Here is a 16,686-nt window from a genome sequence, read left to right as displayed (position 1 = left end):
GTAACGCTGTCTCGCCGAAGCCGATAATGCCGGTGAGTCATCCGCAGTCTCGACGGACGACCGCCCTATCACCTCGGACGCCACGACCGGCGCCGGACCGGCACACCCTCAGTACGCGCCGTCCGGTCGCAGCACGGCGCGAACGGTTTTCCAGAGGATCAGCAAATCCAGCGTGAAGCTCCAGTTCTCGACGTAATGCAGGTCGGCGCGCACCGACTCCTCCCAGCTGAGGTTGCTCCGGCCACTCACCTGCCACAGTCCAGTGAGTCCCGGTTTGACGAACAACCGGCGCCGCGCACCGTCGTCGCCGTACCGCGCGACCTCGCATTCCAACGGTGGCCGCGGACCTACTAGAGACATACTGCCCGACACGACATTGAACAACTGCGGCAACTCGTCGAGCGAGTAGCGGCGAATGAACCTGCCGATCCGGGTGACCCGAGGGTCGTCGTGGATCTTGAACATGACGCCAGCGCCCTCGTCGAACGCCGCGAGCTCACGGATCCGCGCTTCCGCATCCACCACCATGCTGCGGAACTTGTACATCGTGAACATCTCGCCGTCCCGTCCGACGCGAGTCTGCTTGAACAACGCCGGACCCCGGCTGGTAGCGCGAATCGCCCCGCCGATGACGAGCAGAACGGGCGCGATCGCGACGACGATGACGAGAGCGAAGATCCGATCGAAGACATTCTTGATCACCCACGCCGGGCCCGAGTACGTCGGCGCACTCAATTGCATCAACGGGACCCCCGCGACGGGGGCGATATGCAGACGAGGACCGACGACATCCATGAGTACGGGCGCGATCAGAAGGTCGGTTCCGGTGCCCTCCAGCTCCCAGCTCAGCCGCTCGGTGCGAGCCGGAGTCCAGCCGCTCGAGGGGAGAACCGCGATCGCCTGGAAGGAATGGAGCCTGGTGATACCGACTATGTCCTTCTCCGTGCCGATCACGGGAGTGTCGTCGATGGCGAGCGGAAGCTGTTCACCCGGTCTCACGTCGGCTAGGCAGATGGCATCCACGCGCCACCCGGCCTGCGAGATGTCCGGCGTGCGCTTGATCAATTCGAGCACTTCGTCGACGTCGCCGGCCACGAGGACGGATCGCAGATAGTCTCCCGAGCGCCGGCGCCTGCGCAGAGCTTGCCTCAGCGCATAACGTCCGAGCACCGACATCGCTGCAGCGAGCGGCAGAGCGCCGAACACCCACGAGTGCCCGTTCGCGGTACCCAAGGCGTACCCGGCGACAGCCATCACTGCGATCACCCACACGTACGCCCGTCCCACTCTGCGAAACTCCTCGGCACCGCTGCCGAGAATGCGCGGATCCCACGCGTGCGCCAACGCCAGGGACAGCATCGCGAGGACCGGAACCGCGACCGCGACCGCGAGGCTCCCGGCCCACGTCCAGAGAGGGATCTGGCGGTAGACGACGGTGACGAAAAGGTCTGCGGCGACGACACTGAACAGATCACTGCATATCGCAGCCTGCGAGTACCACCGCTCCCAGGACGGCCGTGGCGAGGGGAGGTCGGGCACGGCACGCCCGGGGATGGTCGGCACCCCCGCCCCCCTACGGCCGTGTGCACATTCAGATTTGATGAGGAGCTGGGTCCGCTCGGACACGCTCAGTGCCTCGAAATCGCTTCCACATTCGCACATTGATCAAACCCATGCTCGGAGCCCGCCCGCCACCGCGTCGATTCGTCGCGCCGTGGAGTTGATTACTACTCATAAAAACATACTCCGAGTTTGTTATCGCGGCAATCAAATGCTCTCAATTACCATAATTGAACTAAACCGAGCTTTCGGTATGGTTTATTCCAACCCTTAAAGGCCTACCTCGATAGCGCCCGCCGCCAGCAACTTGCCGATCTTCTCCGCCGAGACCGGACGGCTGAACAGAAATCCCTGTGCCCGATGACATCCCATGTCCAGAAGTTGCCGGGCCGACTCCACGTTCTCGACCCCCTCCGCCACCAATTCCAAGCCGAACGACTCCGCGAGGCCGATTATCGACTTCACGATCGCCCGGTCCTCGGGATTGGTGTCCAGGTTCATCACGAACCCCTTGTCGATCTTCAATGTCCCCACCGGCAGTGCCTTGAGGTGACTGAGAGAGCTGTATCCGGTGCCGAAGTCGTCGATCGCGACCTCCACGTCCATCGCGTGCAGTCCCTCGAGCGCTTCACGCGTCCAGGTGAGGTCACTGAGCACTGCGTTCTCCGTGATCTCCAGGCACAGTGCGCCCTTGCGAAGGTCGAACTCCGTCAACGCGTTCGCGACGACGTCGAGAAAGTCCAGACCGGCCAATTGGCCGGGTGAGACGTTGACGCTGAGATCCAGATCCAGCTCGGGCGCCTGCGACCGCCAGTCGGCCCACTGCCCGCAGGCCTTCCGGATGACCCAGCGACCGAGTTCGCCCGCGACGTTCGTCGCCTCGGCGACGTCGATGAACGAGCCGGGCTGCAACAGCCCGAGCAACGGATGATTCCACCGAACCAGCGCCTCCACCCCGACGATCCGGCCGGTCCGCAGGTCGACCTCGGGCTGGTACTCGAGAAACAGCGACTCGTCCGCGATGGCCGCACGCAGACTGAGCTCGATCATGTTGCGCTTCTCGCTCTCCTCCTGCATCTCGTCGGTGAAGACGCTGATCGCGTTTCCGCCCTTGGTCTTCGCAACCATGACGGCCTGGTCGGCCTGGCTGAGGAGCGAACTCGTGGTGGCCTTGCCCGGACGCCCCGCGGCGACGCCGATGCTGACACTGCGGCTGACCACCTCACGGCCGAGACGCACCCGTTCGGTCACGACGTCGCGGATGTGCTGCGCCCGCCTCTCCGCCTCCTCGAGACCCACCGACCCTCCGAGCACGAGGACGAACTCGTCGCCGCCCAGCCTCGAGACGAGGTCGTCGGCCTGGCTGGTCGATCTGAGCCGGTCCGCGATGGTCGAGATGAACCCGTCGCCCGCCCCGTGACCGAAGAAGTCGTTGAGGGGTTTCAAGCGGTCCAGGTCCAGGAACAGAATGGCGACCGGCCCGGGCTCGGTCGACGCCAGGCGGGTGTCCAGGTGGTGGTAGAGGGCGCGCCGGTTACTGAGTCCGGTGAGGGAATCGTGATCGGCCGAGTAGCGCAACTGCTCCTCTACGACGATGCGGGCCTGGACCTGGGCGAGCAGGGCGGCGATCGCCTTCAGGACGTCGAGCTCCGGCGGCGTCCAGTCGCGGTCGCCGAACTTGATGAATCCGAGCGTGCCCGTCGTCGTCTCACCGGACAGCAGCGGAACGGCGGCGAGTGACACCTGCGGCACCCCCGACGCCTCGCGGACCCGTTCGTTGTAATCCGGACCGGACACCTCCGGCCGGAAGATGGCGACTTCCTTCTGGTGCTCGATCTGGGCGAAGGTCGGATCGGCATCCTTGAAGTAGACGACGCCCAGCGGGTCGGGGTCGGGGATGAAGGGACGAAGGGGGTATTCCGCGACCAGCACCGTCGCCGCGATCTCGTGGTCGGTGAACCGGAGAAAGCTGGTGTCGACCTCGAAGTGTTCGACGAGATCCTGCAGCACGCGGGTGGCCACGGCCTTGAACGAGACCGCATCGACAGGCGTGAGCCGGGACGCCACGGTTGTCACCAGGGTCTCGAGCTTTTCGGTTTGCTTCTCGGTGTTCACGGGCCCTCCTGTCGTTACGATATCCGCCTTCGCACCCGGTCGGCGCGGCGCTCGCTCCGAACCGACGGGCCCGGCGCATGGCTGAGCCGTAACACCATGGCGAGCGCCTCACCTGCCTTCGCTCCGACGACGTCGAACAATTCTTCCCGCAGCCTCTCCAATGGTGCCGCATACCGCGGTGAGAGTTGTTCGAGTTCGGCACTTTCCACACCGTAGAGAAACACCGGCGAAATCGGCTGGACGGCGAGGCCGAGCGCCTGCGCGTGGATCCACACGCTTTCGGTCGCCTCACCGCCGCGCACATAGTCCCGTGAGGTGCTGCCCGGAATCGCGATGACCGCGACAGCCGAGCTCGAGGCGATGCGGTCCGCGGTGGATTTGCCCAGCGCCCGGCCCGCATCCTGTGCGCCGAGTCGTTCCATGACCTCGGGTCTGCGCAACAGCGCGAGCGTCGACAGTTCCGCCGAGTCGAGTTCCAGCGCGCGCACGTCGATGCCGGTGTCGACCGAATCCCGGGGTGGCCACCGCAACTCGCCGATCATCTCGCGGTGCAGGGTGGGCGTGAGAAAACGGATGCGGTCCGACTCCGCCAGAATGGCGCCGATCGCCGCGATGTCGTCTCGGTCGGTGACCAGGCAGAGGCGGGCGCCTTCGCGAGCCGCGGCCTCCGCGAGAAGGCCGGCCTGCGCGTCGTCCAACGGCCGGGGGACGCCCAGCCTGCGGTTGGTGGTCCGGTCGAGCATGTGCTCGTAGCGGTCGCTGAGTTCCCGCTCGTTCCCGCTGCCGAACGTCATAGTGGCGACGGGAATCCCTGGATCGCCGTCGTGGACCGTCACGGCGCCGAGAAGCCCGGCGGCGGACGCGGCGATCCGGGCGTTGTGCAACGCAGCGCCGACCGCGACGCAACTGCCGCGGTACCCGACGTCCATGGCCGTCGAGTGCTCCGGAGCCAGGGTGATGGTCAGTCCCGCGTCGTCCGCCGCGATCGTCCACGGCTGGACGTTGCCACCGGAAGGCGCGCGAGCCGCGGCATCGACGACGGCGTCGACAGCGTCCTGCGGCGGGGCCGCGGCCCGGTTCACAGGTTGCTCCGGCAGGTGTTGCGGCAGCGGTGGATCGGCGAGGGCATCGAGATGCTCGTCGAGATCCATCCGGAAACGACCCGACGCGAGCGGCTGCCCGAGCCCGATGCGCCGCACCGCCGCCGCGACCTCCGCCCCACCGAGCAGCACCTCGCCCCCGAGCTGGGGCCACGTGGAGATGGTTTCGTCGACCTCGACCAATGACGCCGCCATCGTCGCCGACAACTGTCCGGCGTCGAGAATCTGCAATACGAGCGGAATCTTGTCCCGCGAGCCGAGACCCGCCAGCGATTCCACGTCGACGTCACCGATCACGCCGTGGAAAGCGGGTCGACCGGGTTCGACGTCGAAACGCTCGACGTCCAGCAGACCCCGGTCGCTGGTCGCCATCAGCACCGGCAATCCCCTGCGCCGGGCCTCCCGCCGCAGGGACACCTTGACGTCGAGGGAGTCGCATTCGTCGATCACCACGTCCGTGCCGTCCAGGAATTCGGCGACCGATTCGACGTCGACACCGTCCTTCCATAACGTCACAGTGACGTAGGGATCGATCTCGGCGACACGGCGGGCGGCGACCACGGCCTTGTTCACGCCGAGGTCCAGAACAGTGCCGGGAACCCGGTTCAGGTTGGACAGGTCGAGGGTGTCGAAGTCCGCAAGCCGCAGGCCGCCGCACGCACCTTCCAGCGTGAGAGCCAACGCGACGGCGTGACCGACGCTGAGACCGACGATCCCGACGGTGACGTCCCTGAGGCGTTCCTGCTCCTGCGCGGTGATCTTGTTCCGATTCCGGTCCAGCCGCAACAGCCGGAACGACGTGGGCCCGAGCAGACGCACCGCGGTCCGTCGCCACGAGTAGTACGCCCACACCGGAGCCTCGTCCAGTACATCTGGGCCCGGCGTGGGAACGAGGGAACGCAGAGCGTCCCGCTGATGGTCGAGTCGATCGACGAAGACTACCGCGGGGTCGCGGCGGAGGCGGTCGAGTACCGCCGCGTCCCCGGAGTGGCCCTCGTCGAGCAGCATCGCGGTGTACTCACCGTGGGTTTCATTCACGAGACGCTCCGCATCGGCCGGACGACGTCTCCTCCCGTCCCCGTCGCGGTGGCTGCCGACGGTGCCGGTCGGGACGCCGTGAGTAACAGTTGGGCCAGTTGCATGGCTTCAGCGCGGCCCCTGCGCATACTCCGATCCCACCACATCAGCCGCGTCTCGTACCGGTCATCCGGATAGGGCACGGGAGCAATATGGTCGGCCACTACCCCACCGGTGGTTCGCCACGTGTCCAGGACGTGGGATGCGGCGGTCGCGAGCATGAACTGGACGTCGAGCAGGTCCATAGAGAAGGTGGCGAAGCGGCCCAGTGCGCCGACGAGTTCACCGCGCCGGGCGGCGGTGCCCGACACCCATGCGCCCTTCGCTTCCACGACACCGAACGGCAGCCGGTCCTCGATCATCCGGCGGACGGCGGGCGCTCCGGGATCGTTCGCCCATTCCGTGATCGCATGTGCCTGACCAGCAGAAATGTACGGTCCCTGCACGCGAACACCCGCCGCGACGGAGCCGTTCGACTCGATCGCGACGAAGAAGATCGCGGTGCTGTCACCGTCCTGAATCCGGCGGTACTCGAGCGCCTTCTCGGCGCCGTACTTGCGATAGCCCGCTACCGCCCCCTCGAGATATGCTTCCCACAGCTCAGGCTCCTCGGAGGGCCTGGCCACGACGAAGCGACACTCCGACCGTGGATCCCACACGCTCAGAGTTCGGTCGATTAGCGTGTCTGTCGTCTGTGTGTCGACCTGCGGACGCGACAGCTGTTCAACTGGCATTGGCTTTCCCATCGGAGTCGGTGCGGCAATTCCGGGGACTCACGGGTTATGTAAAGACCCCAAGAACTGGACACACGAACCCGGTCACAGCCCCGCGGCTACTTATTTTCCGCGTTTACACCGGATTTGTCACCTGAGATGCCACAAATGAGCTCGAAAACAAACTTCAGGTCTGTAATTGCCGACCTGGAATTAAGCGAGGGAAATGAACAGCTCGACGTTGCTCGGAGCGAGGAAGACCTCGATCTCCTCCGCGTAGGCGCGCTCGATGCGCCCTTCCTTCTCCGCCAGCTCGGCCTGAATCCACACGTCCTCGATCGGGTCGGACGACCGCCCGTCGGGCGTGAACTTGGCGAAGTAGCCGGCCGGGACACGCACCAGCACGTCACCGACCGCGAGCTGACCGAGGTCGGTACACCGATATCCGATCACGGCGGTCCACCCCAGATCCGGGACCGCAACATATACGGTGATCAGCTCCGCGGTGCCGCGCTGCTGGATGCGCTCGCGAGTGAACTTCATCAGATCGGTCGAATGCGCCGTCGAACTGAGCTCCGTGCGCGGCAGAACGAGCCCCCCGAAGTCGGCGGACTCACGCTTGACGATCTCGAAACTCATTGCGGCCCCTGCATCGTGGCGGGTGGCACTATCGCCACATACAAATCGATCCCGAAAGCGTGCGGATAGAACTCGAAGTCGCCAGTGTACGACCGTTGAATCTGCCGCGATTCCTCCGCGTCACGAATCTGCCCCCAAAGCGCATCGAAGAGGTCAGGAAAGGTGCCGACCGAGGAGAACTTCGCATAGGTTCCCGCAGGAATCCGGGAGACCAGGTGCCCGCGCCCGACCTGATCGAGCGAAGTGCACTCGTAGCCCACGATTTGCGTGTAGTACGAATTGATCTCGGGAGCGTGGTCGACATAGGCAGACGCCAAAGGCTTGTCCACGTTCTGCGCCAGCAGGGTGGACCACGTCTTCTCGAGGTCCTTGTCGCGCGCTTTCCCCAGCGCCCTCTTGGGGCTGCGGACGGCCAGTCCGGCGACCAGCGTCTCTGTGCGTTCGACTATGACGAACGGCATCGGGCACCCTCCGATGTCACCGGCACATTGGGCCTGCAATGGCAATTAATGTTCGCCCACCTTTAATTTGGAGGACGAGATATCACCATACCTCCTCCGAATCCCGCGGTCTGCGCCCTTAGTCGCGAAAACCTCTACGACTGAGAAATCGCCCATTTGACCGAGCCCCAACAAGTCGCCAAATAAAAGGACAGTATTCTCTAATTGCGACCGTTTACATACTTGAAGTTGGTTTAGAGCCTTGCAAGACGACTCCGAGTGTGGTTAATTGGACGGGTCGAGACTTTGGGTGTGACGCATCTAACACGCAGCGGCCCCAAGTCTCGGTGACGAGGGGAGACTGCCCGTGCGCTGCCGACTGTGCGACTCCGATCGCTTGCGAAGCGTCCTGGATCTGGGAGCGACGCCGCCGTGCGAACTCTTCCTGACCGAACAAGGCCTGGACGCCCCCGAGACGAACTATCCGCTGCACCTACGCATCTGCGAGGACTGCCTGCTGCTTCAGATTCCGGCCCTGATCTCTCCGCAAGACACCTTCACCGACTATGCCTACTACTCGTCCTACTCGGATTCATGGGTCGAGCACGCCCGCCAATTCGTCCACTCCTCGGTATCACGACTGGGCCTCGACGCGGGATCGTTGATCGTCGAGGTCGCGAGCAACGACGGATACCTGCTGCAGCACGCGGTCGACGCCGGGATCCGCTGCGTCGGAATCGAACCTTCGCACAACGTCGGTGCCGCCGCGCGTGAACGAGGAGTTCCCACTCTCACGGCATTTCTCGACGAGGAACTGGCCGCGCGCGTCCGCGCGGAGCACGGTCCGGCAGACCTCGTGGTTGCCAACAACGTGTACGCGCACATCCCCGACCTCCGCGGGTTCACTCGCGCTCTGCGTACCCTCGTCGCCGACGACGGCAGGCTGAGTATCGAGGTGCACCATGCCCTGAATCTGATCGTCCTCGCGCAATTCGACACGGTCTATCACGAACATTTCCAGTACTACACACTCCTCTCCGCGACGCGTGCGCTCGCCACGGCCGGCCTCTCGGTCGTCGACGTGGAATTACTGGAAACACACGGCGGCTCGATCCGGATCTGGGCGCGTCCCGACACTGCAGGCGCGGTGCCCACCCAGCGTGTCGCCGAGGTGTTGAAGCAGGAGGAAGAAGCCGGCCTGCACGACGCCGAAGGATACGGCCGACTCGAACTGAAGGCCAGAGCCACTCGACAACAGTTACTCGGGTTCCTTCTCGCCTGCCGAGCCCAGAACAGGACCGTCGTCGGCTACGGCGCTCCCGGCAAGGGCAACACACTGCTGAATTATTGCGGAATCCGTCCCGACCTCCTCGAATACACGGTCGACCGGAATCCCTACAAGCATGGTCGTTTCACGCCAGGCACCCGGATTCCGATTCTCGACCCGAAGCAGATCGAGAAGGATCGCCCCGACGTCGTCCTCGCGCTGCCCTGGAATCTCGAAACAGAACTGACCGAACAGTTGCGATACATCACCGAGTGGGGCGGTGAGCTCGTCTTCCCGCTCCCCTCCCTACACAGCGCGACATTTCAACCCGACAGCGCGGCAAGGAGGCTCACGACATGAAGGTTGTCCTGTTCTGCGGCGGCTACGGCATGCGGATGCGTAACGACCGCAACGACGCCATCCCCAAGCCGATGCAGATGGTCGGCCCTCGGCCGCTGCTGTGGCATGTGATGCACTACTACGCCCATTTCGGGCACAAGGAGTTCATCCTCTGTCTCGGGTACGGCGCCGAGGCCATCAAAGAGTTCTTCCTCGACTACCGCGAAGCGGAGTCCAACGACTTCGTTCTTCACGCCAACAAGATCGAGCTACTGCATTCCGACATCAGCGACTGGTCCATCACGTTCGTCGACACGGGTCTGGAATCGGCGATCGGTGAACGACTGCGGCGCGTGCGGCAGCACCTGGACGGCGACGAGCATTTCCTCGCGAACTACGCGGACGTCCTGACCGACGCTCCCCTCGACGATGTGGTCGCGAAGTTCCACGAATCCGGTGCCGCGGCGTCGATGCTCGTCGTCCCGCCGCAGTCCTCGTTCCACTGTGTGAATGTGGCCGACAACGGCGACGTCAAAGAGATCATTCCTGTCAGCCGGCTACCGGTCTGGGAGAACGGCGGGTATTTCGTCCTCAGCGACGAGATCTTCGAATTTCTCCCACCGGGTGGCGATCTGGTCGCGGATGTCTGCGAAACCCTGGCGGGCGAGGGCCGACTGTTCGGATACCGCCACGAAGGTTTCTGGAAGCCGGCCGACACGTTCAAGGAGCGGGCGGAACTCGACGCGAACTACGCAAAGGGCATCCATCCGTGGATGGTGTGGGAGCAACCGCAGGCGGTGTCATAGCCCATGCTCGACCTGCACGCTCCAGGTGTCGCCGAGATCGCCGTTCTCGGCGCCCACTGCGACGACATCGCGATCGGTATGGGCGGGACGCTGCTGACCCTGGCATCCATGTCGCCAGGGCTCCGGGTGCGTGCCCTGGTGTTGTCGGGTGACGACTCCCGGCGAGAGATAGAGGAACGGCACGCGCTCACCGCACTGTGCCCCGGCGCCGACCTCGAACTCGATGTCCTCGACGTCCCCGACGGCCACGCGCCCGGATACTGGGAGCCGATCAAGACTGCGCTCGAGGGATTCCGGCGACGGTGCGAGCCCGACATCGTGTTCGCACCGCACCGCGGCGACGCACACCAGGATCACCGGTTACTGGCCGAACTCGTGCCGACGGTGTTTCGGGACCATCTCGTGTTGGGATACGAGATCCTCAAGTGGGAGGCGGACACCCCCCAACCCACCGTCTTCCATCCCCTGATACGAGCGGTGGCGGAGGAAAAAGCCCGGGTTCTCCTGAAGCACTACCCGTCCCAGATCGACCGCGACTGGTTCGACCAGGAAGCTTTCCTCGGTCTCACCCGGCTACGGGGTGTCCAGTGCCGGCGACTGCACGCCGAGGCCTTCGTTCTCGAGAAGGCGGCCATCCGATTCGGAAGGACCTGACATGCGAGTACTCCTCACCGGACACCGTGGCTACCTGGGCACGGTGATGGCTTCGTGTCTGCTCGGCGCCGGTCACGACGTGGTCGGGCTCGACTCGGGACTGTTCGCCGGCTGCATTCTCGGTCCCGCTCCGGCGGACGTCCCGTCGATCGATGTCGACCTGCGCGATGTGCAGCAGTCGCATCTCCTCGGATTCGACGCGGTGATCCATCTCGCCGCGCTGTCGAACGACCCGCTGGGTTCGCTCGCCCCCGAAATCACCTACGCCATCAACCATCACGCGTCGGTACGCCTCGCTCGACTTGCGAAAGATGCCGGAGTACAACGCTTCCTGTACGCATCGACGTGCTCGGTGTACGGCTCGGCAGGCGACGAACTCGTGACGGAGGACGCTCCCCTGCGCCCGCTCACGCCGTACGCGGAGAGCAAGGTGCGGGTAGAGGAAGACGTGGCTGCCCTCGCCGACTCGGGGTTCTCGCCGGTGTTTCTGCGAAACGCGACGGCGTTCGGGTTCTCGCCCTGTCTTCGCGCCGACATCGTTCTCAACAACCTCGTCGGCGTCGCGATGCTCACCGGCACTGTGCGGGTGCTGTCGGACGGCACGCCATGGCGTCCGCTCGTACATGCCCGCGACATCGCCACTGCATTCTGCGCCGCACTCGTCGCGCCTGTGGACGCTGTTCACTGCCGCGCCTACAACGTGGGCACGGAGACCAACAACGTCACCGTGGCGCAGATCGCGGAAGCCGCCGCGGCGGCCGTGCCCGACTCGACGGTCGCTGTCACCGGCGAGACGGGCCCGGATCCGCGGTCGTATCGAGTCGACTTCAGCGCGATCCGGACGGCGCTCGACGGATACACACCGCAGTGGACCGTCGCCGACGGCGCGGTCGAACTGTACGAGAACTACATGCGGTGGGGGCTCACCGAGGAACTGTTCACCACGCGATTCACCCGATTGGCTCACTTGCAGACGCTGCGGGCCTCGGGCGTGCTCGACGAGTCACTCAGGTTTCTCCGTGTCGGGGCCGGACATGGCTGACATCGGCATCTCGCGGTCGTCAGAGACACCGCAGCAGGGTCTCCCAGCTTCCCGCCGAGGCATCGCGTGGGCTCACAGCGGACACCGGGAGTGGCCACTCGATCCCCAGGCTGGGATCGTCGTAGGCCACGGCGAGATCTTCGGTGGGATCGTGGCCGCGGTCGATCCGGTAACAGACGTCGCAGTCGGTGATTGCCTGGAAACCGTGAAGGAATCCCGGTGGCACGAACAGATGCGAGAAGCTGACGTCGTCGAGCCTGAACGCCTGCTTCCGGCCGAAGGTCGTCGACGTCTGCCGCACGTCCACGAGCACGTCGTATATCGCTCCCCGCGCGCAACGCACGAGCTTGGCCTCGCCCTCTCCCGATCTGCAGTGCATACCGCGGATCACGCCGCGCACCGATCGCGACTGCGAGTCCTGCACGAAGTCCGCGGCACGGACCGGCCGGCCCGAGCACGACCGGCGCGCGACGGCGTCGTCGAAGATCTGCGCATCGAACGTCCGCGTGAAGAGTCCCCGCCCGTCCCGAAACGGCTCGGGAGTGAAGAGCAGGACGTCCTCGAGTTCCGTGTCTTCGACGCGCACATCACCATCGTGCCGCATCGCCGTGGGCGGGTCCGGCATTTCCGGAAGTCAGGGTGGCCACGATGATCTGCCGCGGATGTGCCGGATCCGACACGGTGCGGGTGCTCGACCTCGGGTGCACGCCTGCTGCGGACCATTTCCCGCCGGAGTGGTCGGCGATCGACTCGTGCGAGTCGGCGCATCCGCTGGCAATGGAGTTGTGCCGGCGGTGCGGCCTCGCGCAACTCGCGGCGGACGACACGACGCCCGAGGAGCCGCACGGCGTCGAGCCGCTGGCGTTGCGGAAGCAGGCTGCCGACGCCGTTCGGACGGTGGCGGTGTCGGGTTTCCTCGACGGTGACACCGTACTCGAGTTCGGCAGCCCGCACGGCGGTAGCTGGCTCGGACTGCTCGCGGCGCGCGGATTCTGCCCGCCGCCCCCGGGGAGACCTGCCTCCGTCGTTCTCGACTGCTTCGGCCTCATGCACGAGGCCTGCCAGCGGTCGGCACTGCGGGAACGAGTGAACGCGACGGCAAGTGACGGTGTCCTTCTGCTCCAATTCCACTCTCTCGCTGCGATAGTCACACATCGCCAGTGGAACGCGCTGCGGCACGGTCACTATGCGTACTACTCGTTGACCGCGCTGCAGCGGATGCTCACGGACGTGGGGATGAGCGTGTCGCACGCGTGGGAGTTCGACCTCTACGGCGGCACCGTCCTGATTGCCGCGCGGCACGGAGTCCGCTCGGACACATCGCACACCGTCCGCAAGATCCTTGCGGCTGAAAACGCCCTGGGAGTGTGCGAGCCGCGAACACTCCGGACCCTGCAGCAGGCTGCGGACGGTCACGCCGGTGCGCTGCATTCCTGGCTCGCCACGATGGCCGGTCGCGGACAACGGGTCTACGCATACGGCGCGGCGTCTCGGGCGGTGGCCCTGTTCAGCCGGGCGGGAGTCGACCATCGCGTGTTGTGCGCGGTAGCCGACGCGTCCCCCGCGAAACAGGGCCGCCGGATGCCCGGCACCGACGTCCCGATCATCTCCCCTGCGCAGCTGCTCGCGGACGACCCCGACGTGGTGCTGCTGACAATCGCCGACCTGCTCCCGGAGGTGCAGTCGCAGCTTCCGGGGTTGGCCGGCAAATGGGTGGTGGACATTGCCGGCGGGGACCGGCCGGACGCCGATCACGCACTTGCTCATGGAGGTCAGCAGCCTGGCTGGAACAAGCTCCGCACATACCCCGCCGTCTGATAGCCGCTCTGCCACACCCAGTCGGCGGTCGAGATGTCGGCCGGGCTGGCCGCCATCATGACGTCCCCGCCGAAGCAGCGTTGAATGATGTACCGAGCCCGTGACACGTGTGGTGTGAACGTGACCACGATGACGCTGTTCCAACCGCCGGCGGTCGCGAGATCGCGGAACGCCTTCGCTTCCCCGGCGGTGGTCGCGGGGTCGGGATCGAAGCAGACAAGGGCAAACGCGAACTGCGCCCCGCAAAGTCGAGCGAGCCACTTGTCGGATCCACCGCTCGGATCGGACAGCACCACATTCCCGGCGAGCCCCTCGAGCGCGAGGTCGAGTCCGTACGTATACCGCTCGTGTCCGGGGCCGCCGAGGACGAGGAGCGCATCGGCTCGGTGCAGCTCGTCGAGTTGGGGTTCGACATATGTCGGCACACACGCTGCCGTCGCGCCGAGAACGGCCGCAACCACGCAGATGACCGTCCAGCGCAACCATCGAGCCGTCCGGCGCACCTAGCGTTCCCCTCCCACGGCTCGTGCGACGCGGCCGGCGACCGAGCGGACGGCCTCCCGTATCTCCGCGAAGACGGACGGTGCGACCAGCCGAAGGGTCAGCAGGTAGGCGATCAGAAACGCGACACACTCCAGGGCGATCGCCGCGAGTCCGACTGCGATCGACCGCTGGTCCGACTGCACCACGTACCGTTCGAGCGGCGCGATCACTACGAACGCCGCAAGCGAGGCGATCACCGGTGGGGCCATCACCCGGGCTATCTCACCGCCCGATGCCTTGACCACCGAGCGTGCGAGTCCGAGCCCGGTGATCCCCACGACGATCGCCGCCCCCGAAACCGCGAGACCGACACCGGCGAGCCCGAGAGGTAGCAACAGCAGCAGCAACGGGACCCCGGTCAGCAAGCCCGCTGCGGTCATCCAATTCATACGGCTGGATCGGCCGGCGCCCTTCATCGCCTCCGCGCTGACCGAGTTCATCGCCACGCCGAGTCCGAAGCCCGACATCGATGCCACTGCCACTCCGGCACCGCGCCAGGGCTCGCCGAGCAGCACCACGACGGCTGGCTCACCGACGGCGACCATCAGTGCCCCGGCCGGCATCGCCACCCGCCAGATCCAGCTCAAAGCACGCAGGAAGGCGTCCTTGAACCGCTGAGAGTCGGCGGAGATACGGGCGAAGGCGGGAAACAGCACGTACGAGCAGACCTGGACGATCGCCATGCCGGGGAGCAACGCGATCCTGCGGCCGTAGCGGTAGTTGCCGAGCGCAGCCTCGCTCAACCCGCGACCGATGATCGTCAACTCGACGACCTCCTGTGCCCGTGCGGCTGCGCCGTCCAGTAGTAGCGGAAAGGAGAAGACCGCCATCTCGCGCCAGATCCGAAACGAGAACCGCCCACCGAACGGATGCCATCGGGACAGCCACCAACTCGCGACGATCCAGACGAGCATAGACGCATACGAGCCGATCACCAGGGACCAGACGCCATACCCCAGCGCGGCGAACACTATCGAACCCGCCGCAAAGGTGATCCCCACGGCGGGATCGACGATGATCCGGCGCTTGAACTGGAAACGGCGCTGCATCAGTGCATCCGGGACGGACGTGATCGCGATCAACAACATCGACCCCGACATGGCAGCGGCCACGGTCCCGACCGCCGGGCTGTTGAATATCCGTCCGATCAATGGAGACGCCGCCAACATGACCAGGCTCATGAGGATCCCGGTGCCCAGCGTCACCCAGAACACCGTTGTGGCCGCATTGTCGACGTCGTGCTCGCGCTGAACGAGTGCCTGGGCCAACGTACCGTGGGTGACGACCACCAGAAAGGTGGTCATCACTGTGCCCGCCGCGAACACGCCGACGATCTCGGGACTCAGCAATCGCGCCAGCACCAACGTCTGCACGAACGTCACACTCTGCACGATCAGCAGACCCGCCGCGGCCATTGCGGCTCCTCGGCGCAGGATGCCGCTCAGTGTGCCGACCGAGGTGGTCTCGGGCGCCGGCGCAGATTCCACGTCACCGGACTCCGGCGCGCGCCCGGGTGTCGACGAACCCACCGCGCCGCCTTCGTTCACGGCCGACTCACGGGCTCGCGGCGCCGACCGATCGTGTGTCCGAGAGCAACGGTGACCCGGTGCTTGACCGGATGCAGCCTCCGCATCGTGTCGGGAAAGAGCGCCAGGGAGCAGGTTACCAAGGCGGCGCGGACCGTGTGCCGCTGCGCGAACGCCGCTTTCGCCTCGACACGCGCCGCAGCCGGGTTCCCGTCGAGTAGCGACCATCGGGCCCGCCGCATCGCCTGGCGGTACCGCAACCGCCGTAAGTTCGTGTGTAGCGCGTCCAGGTCCTCGGGCCGGCTCGTGGAGTGGGCCACCGCCTGGAACGACCGTTGGATGCGCCTTTCGAACGCCTCGACCCCGGCAGGGTCGCGCGATACCGAGTCCTTCCGGACACGGCAGCGTGCAAGGCGCTCGGGGAGCATTCGCACATCGAATCCGGAGTTGACGAGCGTCAGCCACATGACCACGTCCGCCTCGACTTCGTGTGTCGCATGCTCGTATCCGTATACAGCGTTCCACGCCTCGCTCCGAACCGCGCCCGTGTAGTAGGGGATGTACCCCGCGAGCATCTCGGTCAGCGTCAGGGGGTGCCCTGGGTGCGGTCGTGTCCGGACGCCGATAGAGCGTAGGTATCCCTTGTGTGTGCCACCGTGGTCGTCGAACAGGAAGGCATCACAGCCGACCGCGTCGACAGCCCGGTCGGCGGCGAGTACCGCCCCCGTCCGCGCGCAAAAGTCCGGCATCAGCAGATCGTCGCTGTCGAGCACGCAGAAGTACTGTCCGCGGGCCAGCGCGGCCGCAGCCGTCACGCCTCCCTCGTATCCGCGATTCTCCTGTCGTACCAGTCTGATTCGATGATCCGATGCGTACGAGCGGACTATCGCCGCGATCTCGTCGGAGTGCCCGTTGTCGACAACGATCAACTCCCAGTCGGTACGGGTCTGGCCGCGCACCGACTCGATCGTCTGCGCCAGATACTGCTCGGTCCGGTAGGCGGTGGTCAGAAAGCTGAAGGCAGGGAGGGGCCGCGATTCGCTCACC

General features: G+C 65.5%; 15 protein-coding genes. 5 read left to right on the top strand and 10 right to left on the bottom strand.

Going from position 1 to position 16,686, the window contains the following annotated elements; translation table 11 throughout:
- Positions 1-108 precede the first annotated feature (108 nt).
- From I1A62_RS39035 to I1A62_RS39010, 6 genes are all read right to left on the bottom strand, one after another.
- Positions 109-1,563, bottom strand: coding sequence for a sugar transferase (locus I1A62_RS39035; protein ID WP_124389329.1), 1,455 nt, complete (start codon positions 1,561-1,563; stop codon positions 109-111).
- Positions 1,564-1,830: 267 nt separating this feature from the next.
- Positions 1,831-3,675: a bifunctional diguanylate cyclase/phosphodiesterase gene (locus I1A62_RS39030; protein ID WP_124389328.1), complete on the bottom strand. Its 1,845-nt coding sequence runs from the start codon at positions 3,673-3,675 to the stop codon at positions 1,831-1,833.
- Positions 3,676-3,689: 14 nt separating this feature from the next.
- Complete coding sequence (locus I1A62_RS39025; protein ID WP_219457612.1) at positions 3,690-5,813, bottom strand: Rv1355c family protein; 2,124 nt, start codon at positions 5,811-5,813, stop codon at positions 3,690-3,692.
- On the bottom strand, positions 5,810-6,586 hold the full coding sequence (locus I1A62_RS39020; protein ID WP_219457610.1) for a hypothetical protein: 777 nt from the start codon (positions 6,584-6,586) through the stop codon (positions 5,810-5,812). The genes I1A62_RS39025 and I1A62_RS39020 overlap by 4 nt, the downstream gene beginning before the upstream one ends.
- A 192-nt stretch (positions 6,587-6,778) precedes the next feature.
- Complete coding sequence (locus tag I1A62_RS39015) at positions 6,779-7,204, bottom strand: hypothetical protein (RefSeq protein ID WP_206005875.1); 426 nt, start codon at positions 7,202-7,204, stop codon at positions 6,779-6,781.
- Positions 7,201-7,665, bottom strand: coding sequence for a GyrI-like domain-containing protein (locus I1A62_RS39010; protein ID WP_124389324.1), 465 nt, complete (start codon positions 7,663-7,665; stop codon positions 7,201-7,203). Before I1A62_RS39010 ends, I1A62_RS39015 begins: the two co-directional genes overlap by 4 nt.
- A 346-nt stretch (positions 7,666-8,011) precedes the next feature.
- On the opposite strand from I1A62_RS39010, the gene I1A62_RS39005 reads away from it, so the two are divergent.
- Genes I1A62_RS39005 through I1A62_RS38990 form a run of 4 tightly spaced genes read left to right on the top strand, consistent with a single transcriptional unit; the run spans position 8,012 to position 11,752 of the window.
- A complete protein-coding gene (locus tag I1A62_RS39005; RefSeq protein WP_219457608.1) occupies positions 8,012-9,271 on the top strand; it encodes a class I SAM-dependent methyltransferase in 1,260 nt (419 codons plus the stop codon).
- Positions 9,268-10,056, top strand: a complete 789-nt coding sequence (locus I1A62_RS39000; RefSeq protein ID WP_219457607.1) for a glucose-1-phosphate cytidylyltransferase — start codon at positions 9,268-9,270, stop codon at positions 10,054-10,056. The genes I1A62_RS39005 and I1A62_RS39000 overlap by 4 nt, the downstream gene beginning before the upstream one ends.
- A 3-nt stretch (positions 10,057-10,059) precedes the next feature.
- On the top strand, positions 10,060-10,710 hold the full coding sequence (locus tag I1A62_RS38995; protein WP_219457606.1) for a PIG-L deacetylase family protein: 651 nt from the start codon (positions 10,060-10,062) through the stop codon (positions 10,708-10,710).
- Position 10,711: 1 nt separating this feature from the next.
- Positions 10,712-11,752 (top strand): NAD(P)-dependent oxidoreductase, encoded by a 1,041-nt coding sequence (locus tag I1A62_RS38990; protein WP_219457603.1) that lies wholly within the window; start codon positions 10,712-10,714, stop codon positions 11,750-11,752.
- 19 nt (positions 11,753-11,771) lie between these two features.
- On the opposite strand, the gene I1A62_RS38985 is transcribed toward I1A62_RS38990, so the two are convergent.
- A complete protein-coding gene (locus I1A62_RS38985; protein WP_219457602.1) occupies positions 11,772-12,338 on the bottom strand; it encodes a dTDP-4-dehydrorhamnose 3,5-epimerase family protein in 567 nt (188 codons plus the stop codon).
- A 62-nt stretch (positions 12,339-12,400) separates the two neighbouring features.
- Here I1A62_RS38985 and I1A62_RS38980 point away from each other — a divergent pair, with 62 nt between their 5' ends.
- Positions 12,401-13,570: a transferase gene (locus I1A62_RS38980; protein ID WP_219461682.1), complete on the top strand. Its 1,170-nt coding sequence runs from the start codon at positions 12,401-12,403 to the stop codon at positions 13,568-13,570.
- Here I1A62_RS38980 and I1A62_RS38975 read toward each other — a convergent pair.
- From I1A62_RS38975 to I1A62_RS38965, 3 genes are read right to left on the bottom strand one after another with little or no spacing between them, the layout of a single operon-like run.
- A complete protein-coding gene (locus I1A62_RS38975; protein ID WP_257890660.1) occupies positions 13,525-14,031 on the bottom strand; it encodes a YdcF family protein in 507 nt (168 codons plus the stop codon). The genes I1A62_RS38980 and I1A62_RS38975 overlap by 46 nt on opposite strands.
- Before the next feature lie 42 nt (positions 14,032-14,073).
- Complete coding sequence (locus I1A62_RS38970; protein WP_257890659.1) at positions 14,074-15,600, bottom strand: oligosaccharide flippase family protein; 1,527 nt, start codon at positions 15,598-15,600, stop codon at positions 14,074-14,076.
- A 56-nt stretch (positions 15,601-15,656) separates the two neighbouring features.
- Positions 15,657-16,685 carry a glycosyltransferase family A protein gene (locus I1A62_RS38965; protein ID WP_219457600.1) on the bottom strand — a complete coding sequence of 343 codons (1,029 nt, stop codon included), beginning with the start codon at positions 16,683-16,685 and terminating at the stop codon, positions 15,657-15,659.
- Between the last annotated feature and the right edge of the window lies 1 nt (position 16,686).

Origin of the sequence: Rhodococcus sp. USK10 (assembly GCF_019378875.1) — a bacterium.
GTDB lineage: Bacteria > Actinomycetota > Actinomycetes > Mycobacteriales > Mycobacteriaceae > Rhodococcus_F > Rhodococcus_F pseudokoreensis.
The sequence above is the reverse complement of the archived record's forward strand: the minus strand, read 5'-3'. Positions and strand labels throughout refer to the sequence as shown.

Excerpts from the sequence above, each read along its gene's own strand:
- I1A62_RS38980 (WP_219461682.1), top strand. The coding sequence starts at position 12,401 with ATGATCTGCCGCGGATGTGCCGGATCCGACACGGTGCGGGTGCTCGAC.
- I1A62_RS39000 (WP_219457607.1), top strand. The coding sequence starts at position 9,268 with ATGAAGGTTGTCCTGTTCTGCGGCGGCTACGGCATGCGGATGCGTAAC.
- I1A62_RS39015 (WP_206005875.1), bottom strand. The coding sequence starts at position 7,204 with ATGAGTTTCGAGATCGTCAAGCGTGAGTCCGCCGACTTCGGGGGGCTC.
- I1A62_RS38995 (WP_219457606.1), top strand. The coding sequence starts at position 10,060 with ATGCTCGACCTGCACGCTCCAGGTGTCGCCGAGATCGCCGTTCTCGGC.
- I1A62_RS39010 (WP_124389324.1), bottom strand. The coding sequence starts at position 7,665 with ATGCCGTTCGTCATAGTCGAACGCACAGAGACGCTGGTCGCCGGACTG.
- I1A62_RS38990 (WP_219457603.1), top strand. The coding sequence starts at position 10,712 with ATGCGAGTACTCCTCACCGGACACCGTGGCTACCTGGGCACGGTGATG.
- I1A62_RS39020 (WP_219457610.1), bottom strand. The coding sequence starts at position 6,586 with ATGCCAGTTGAACAGCTGTCGCGTCCGCAGGTCGACACACAGACGACA.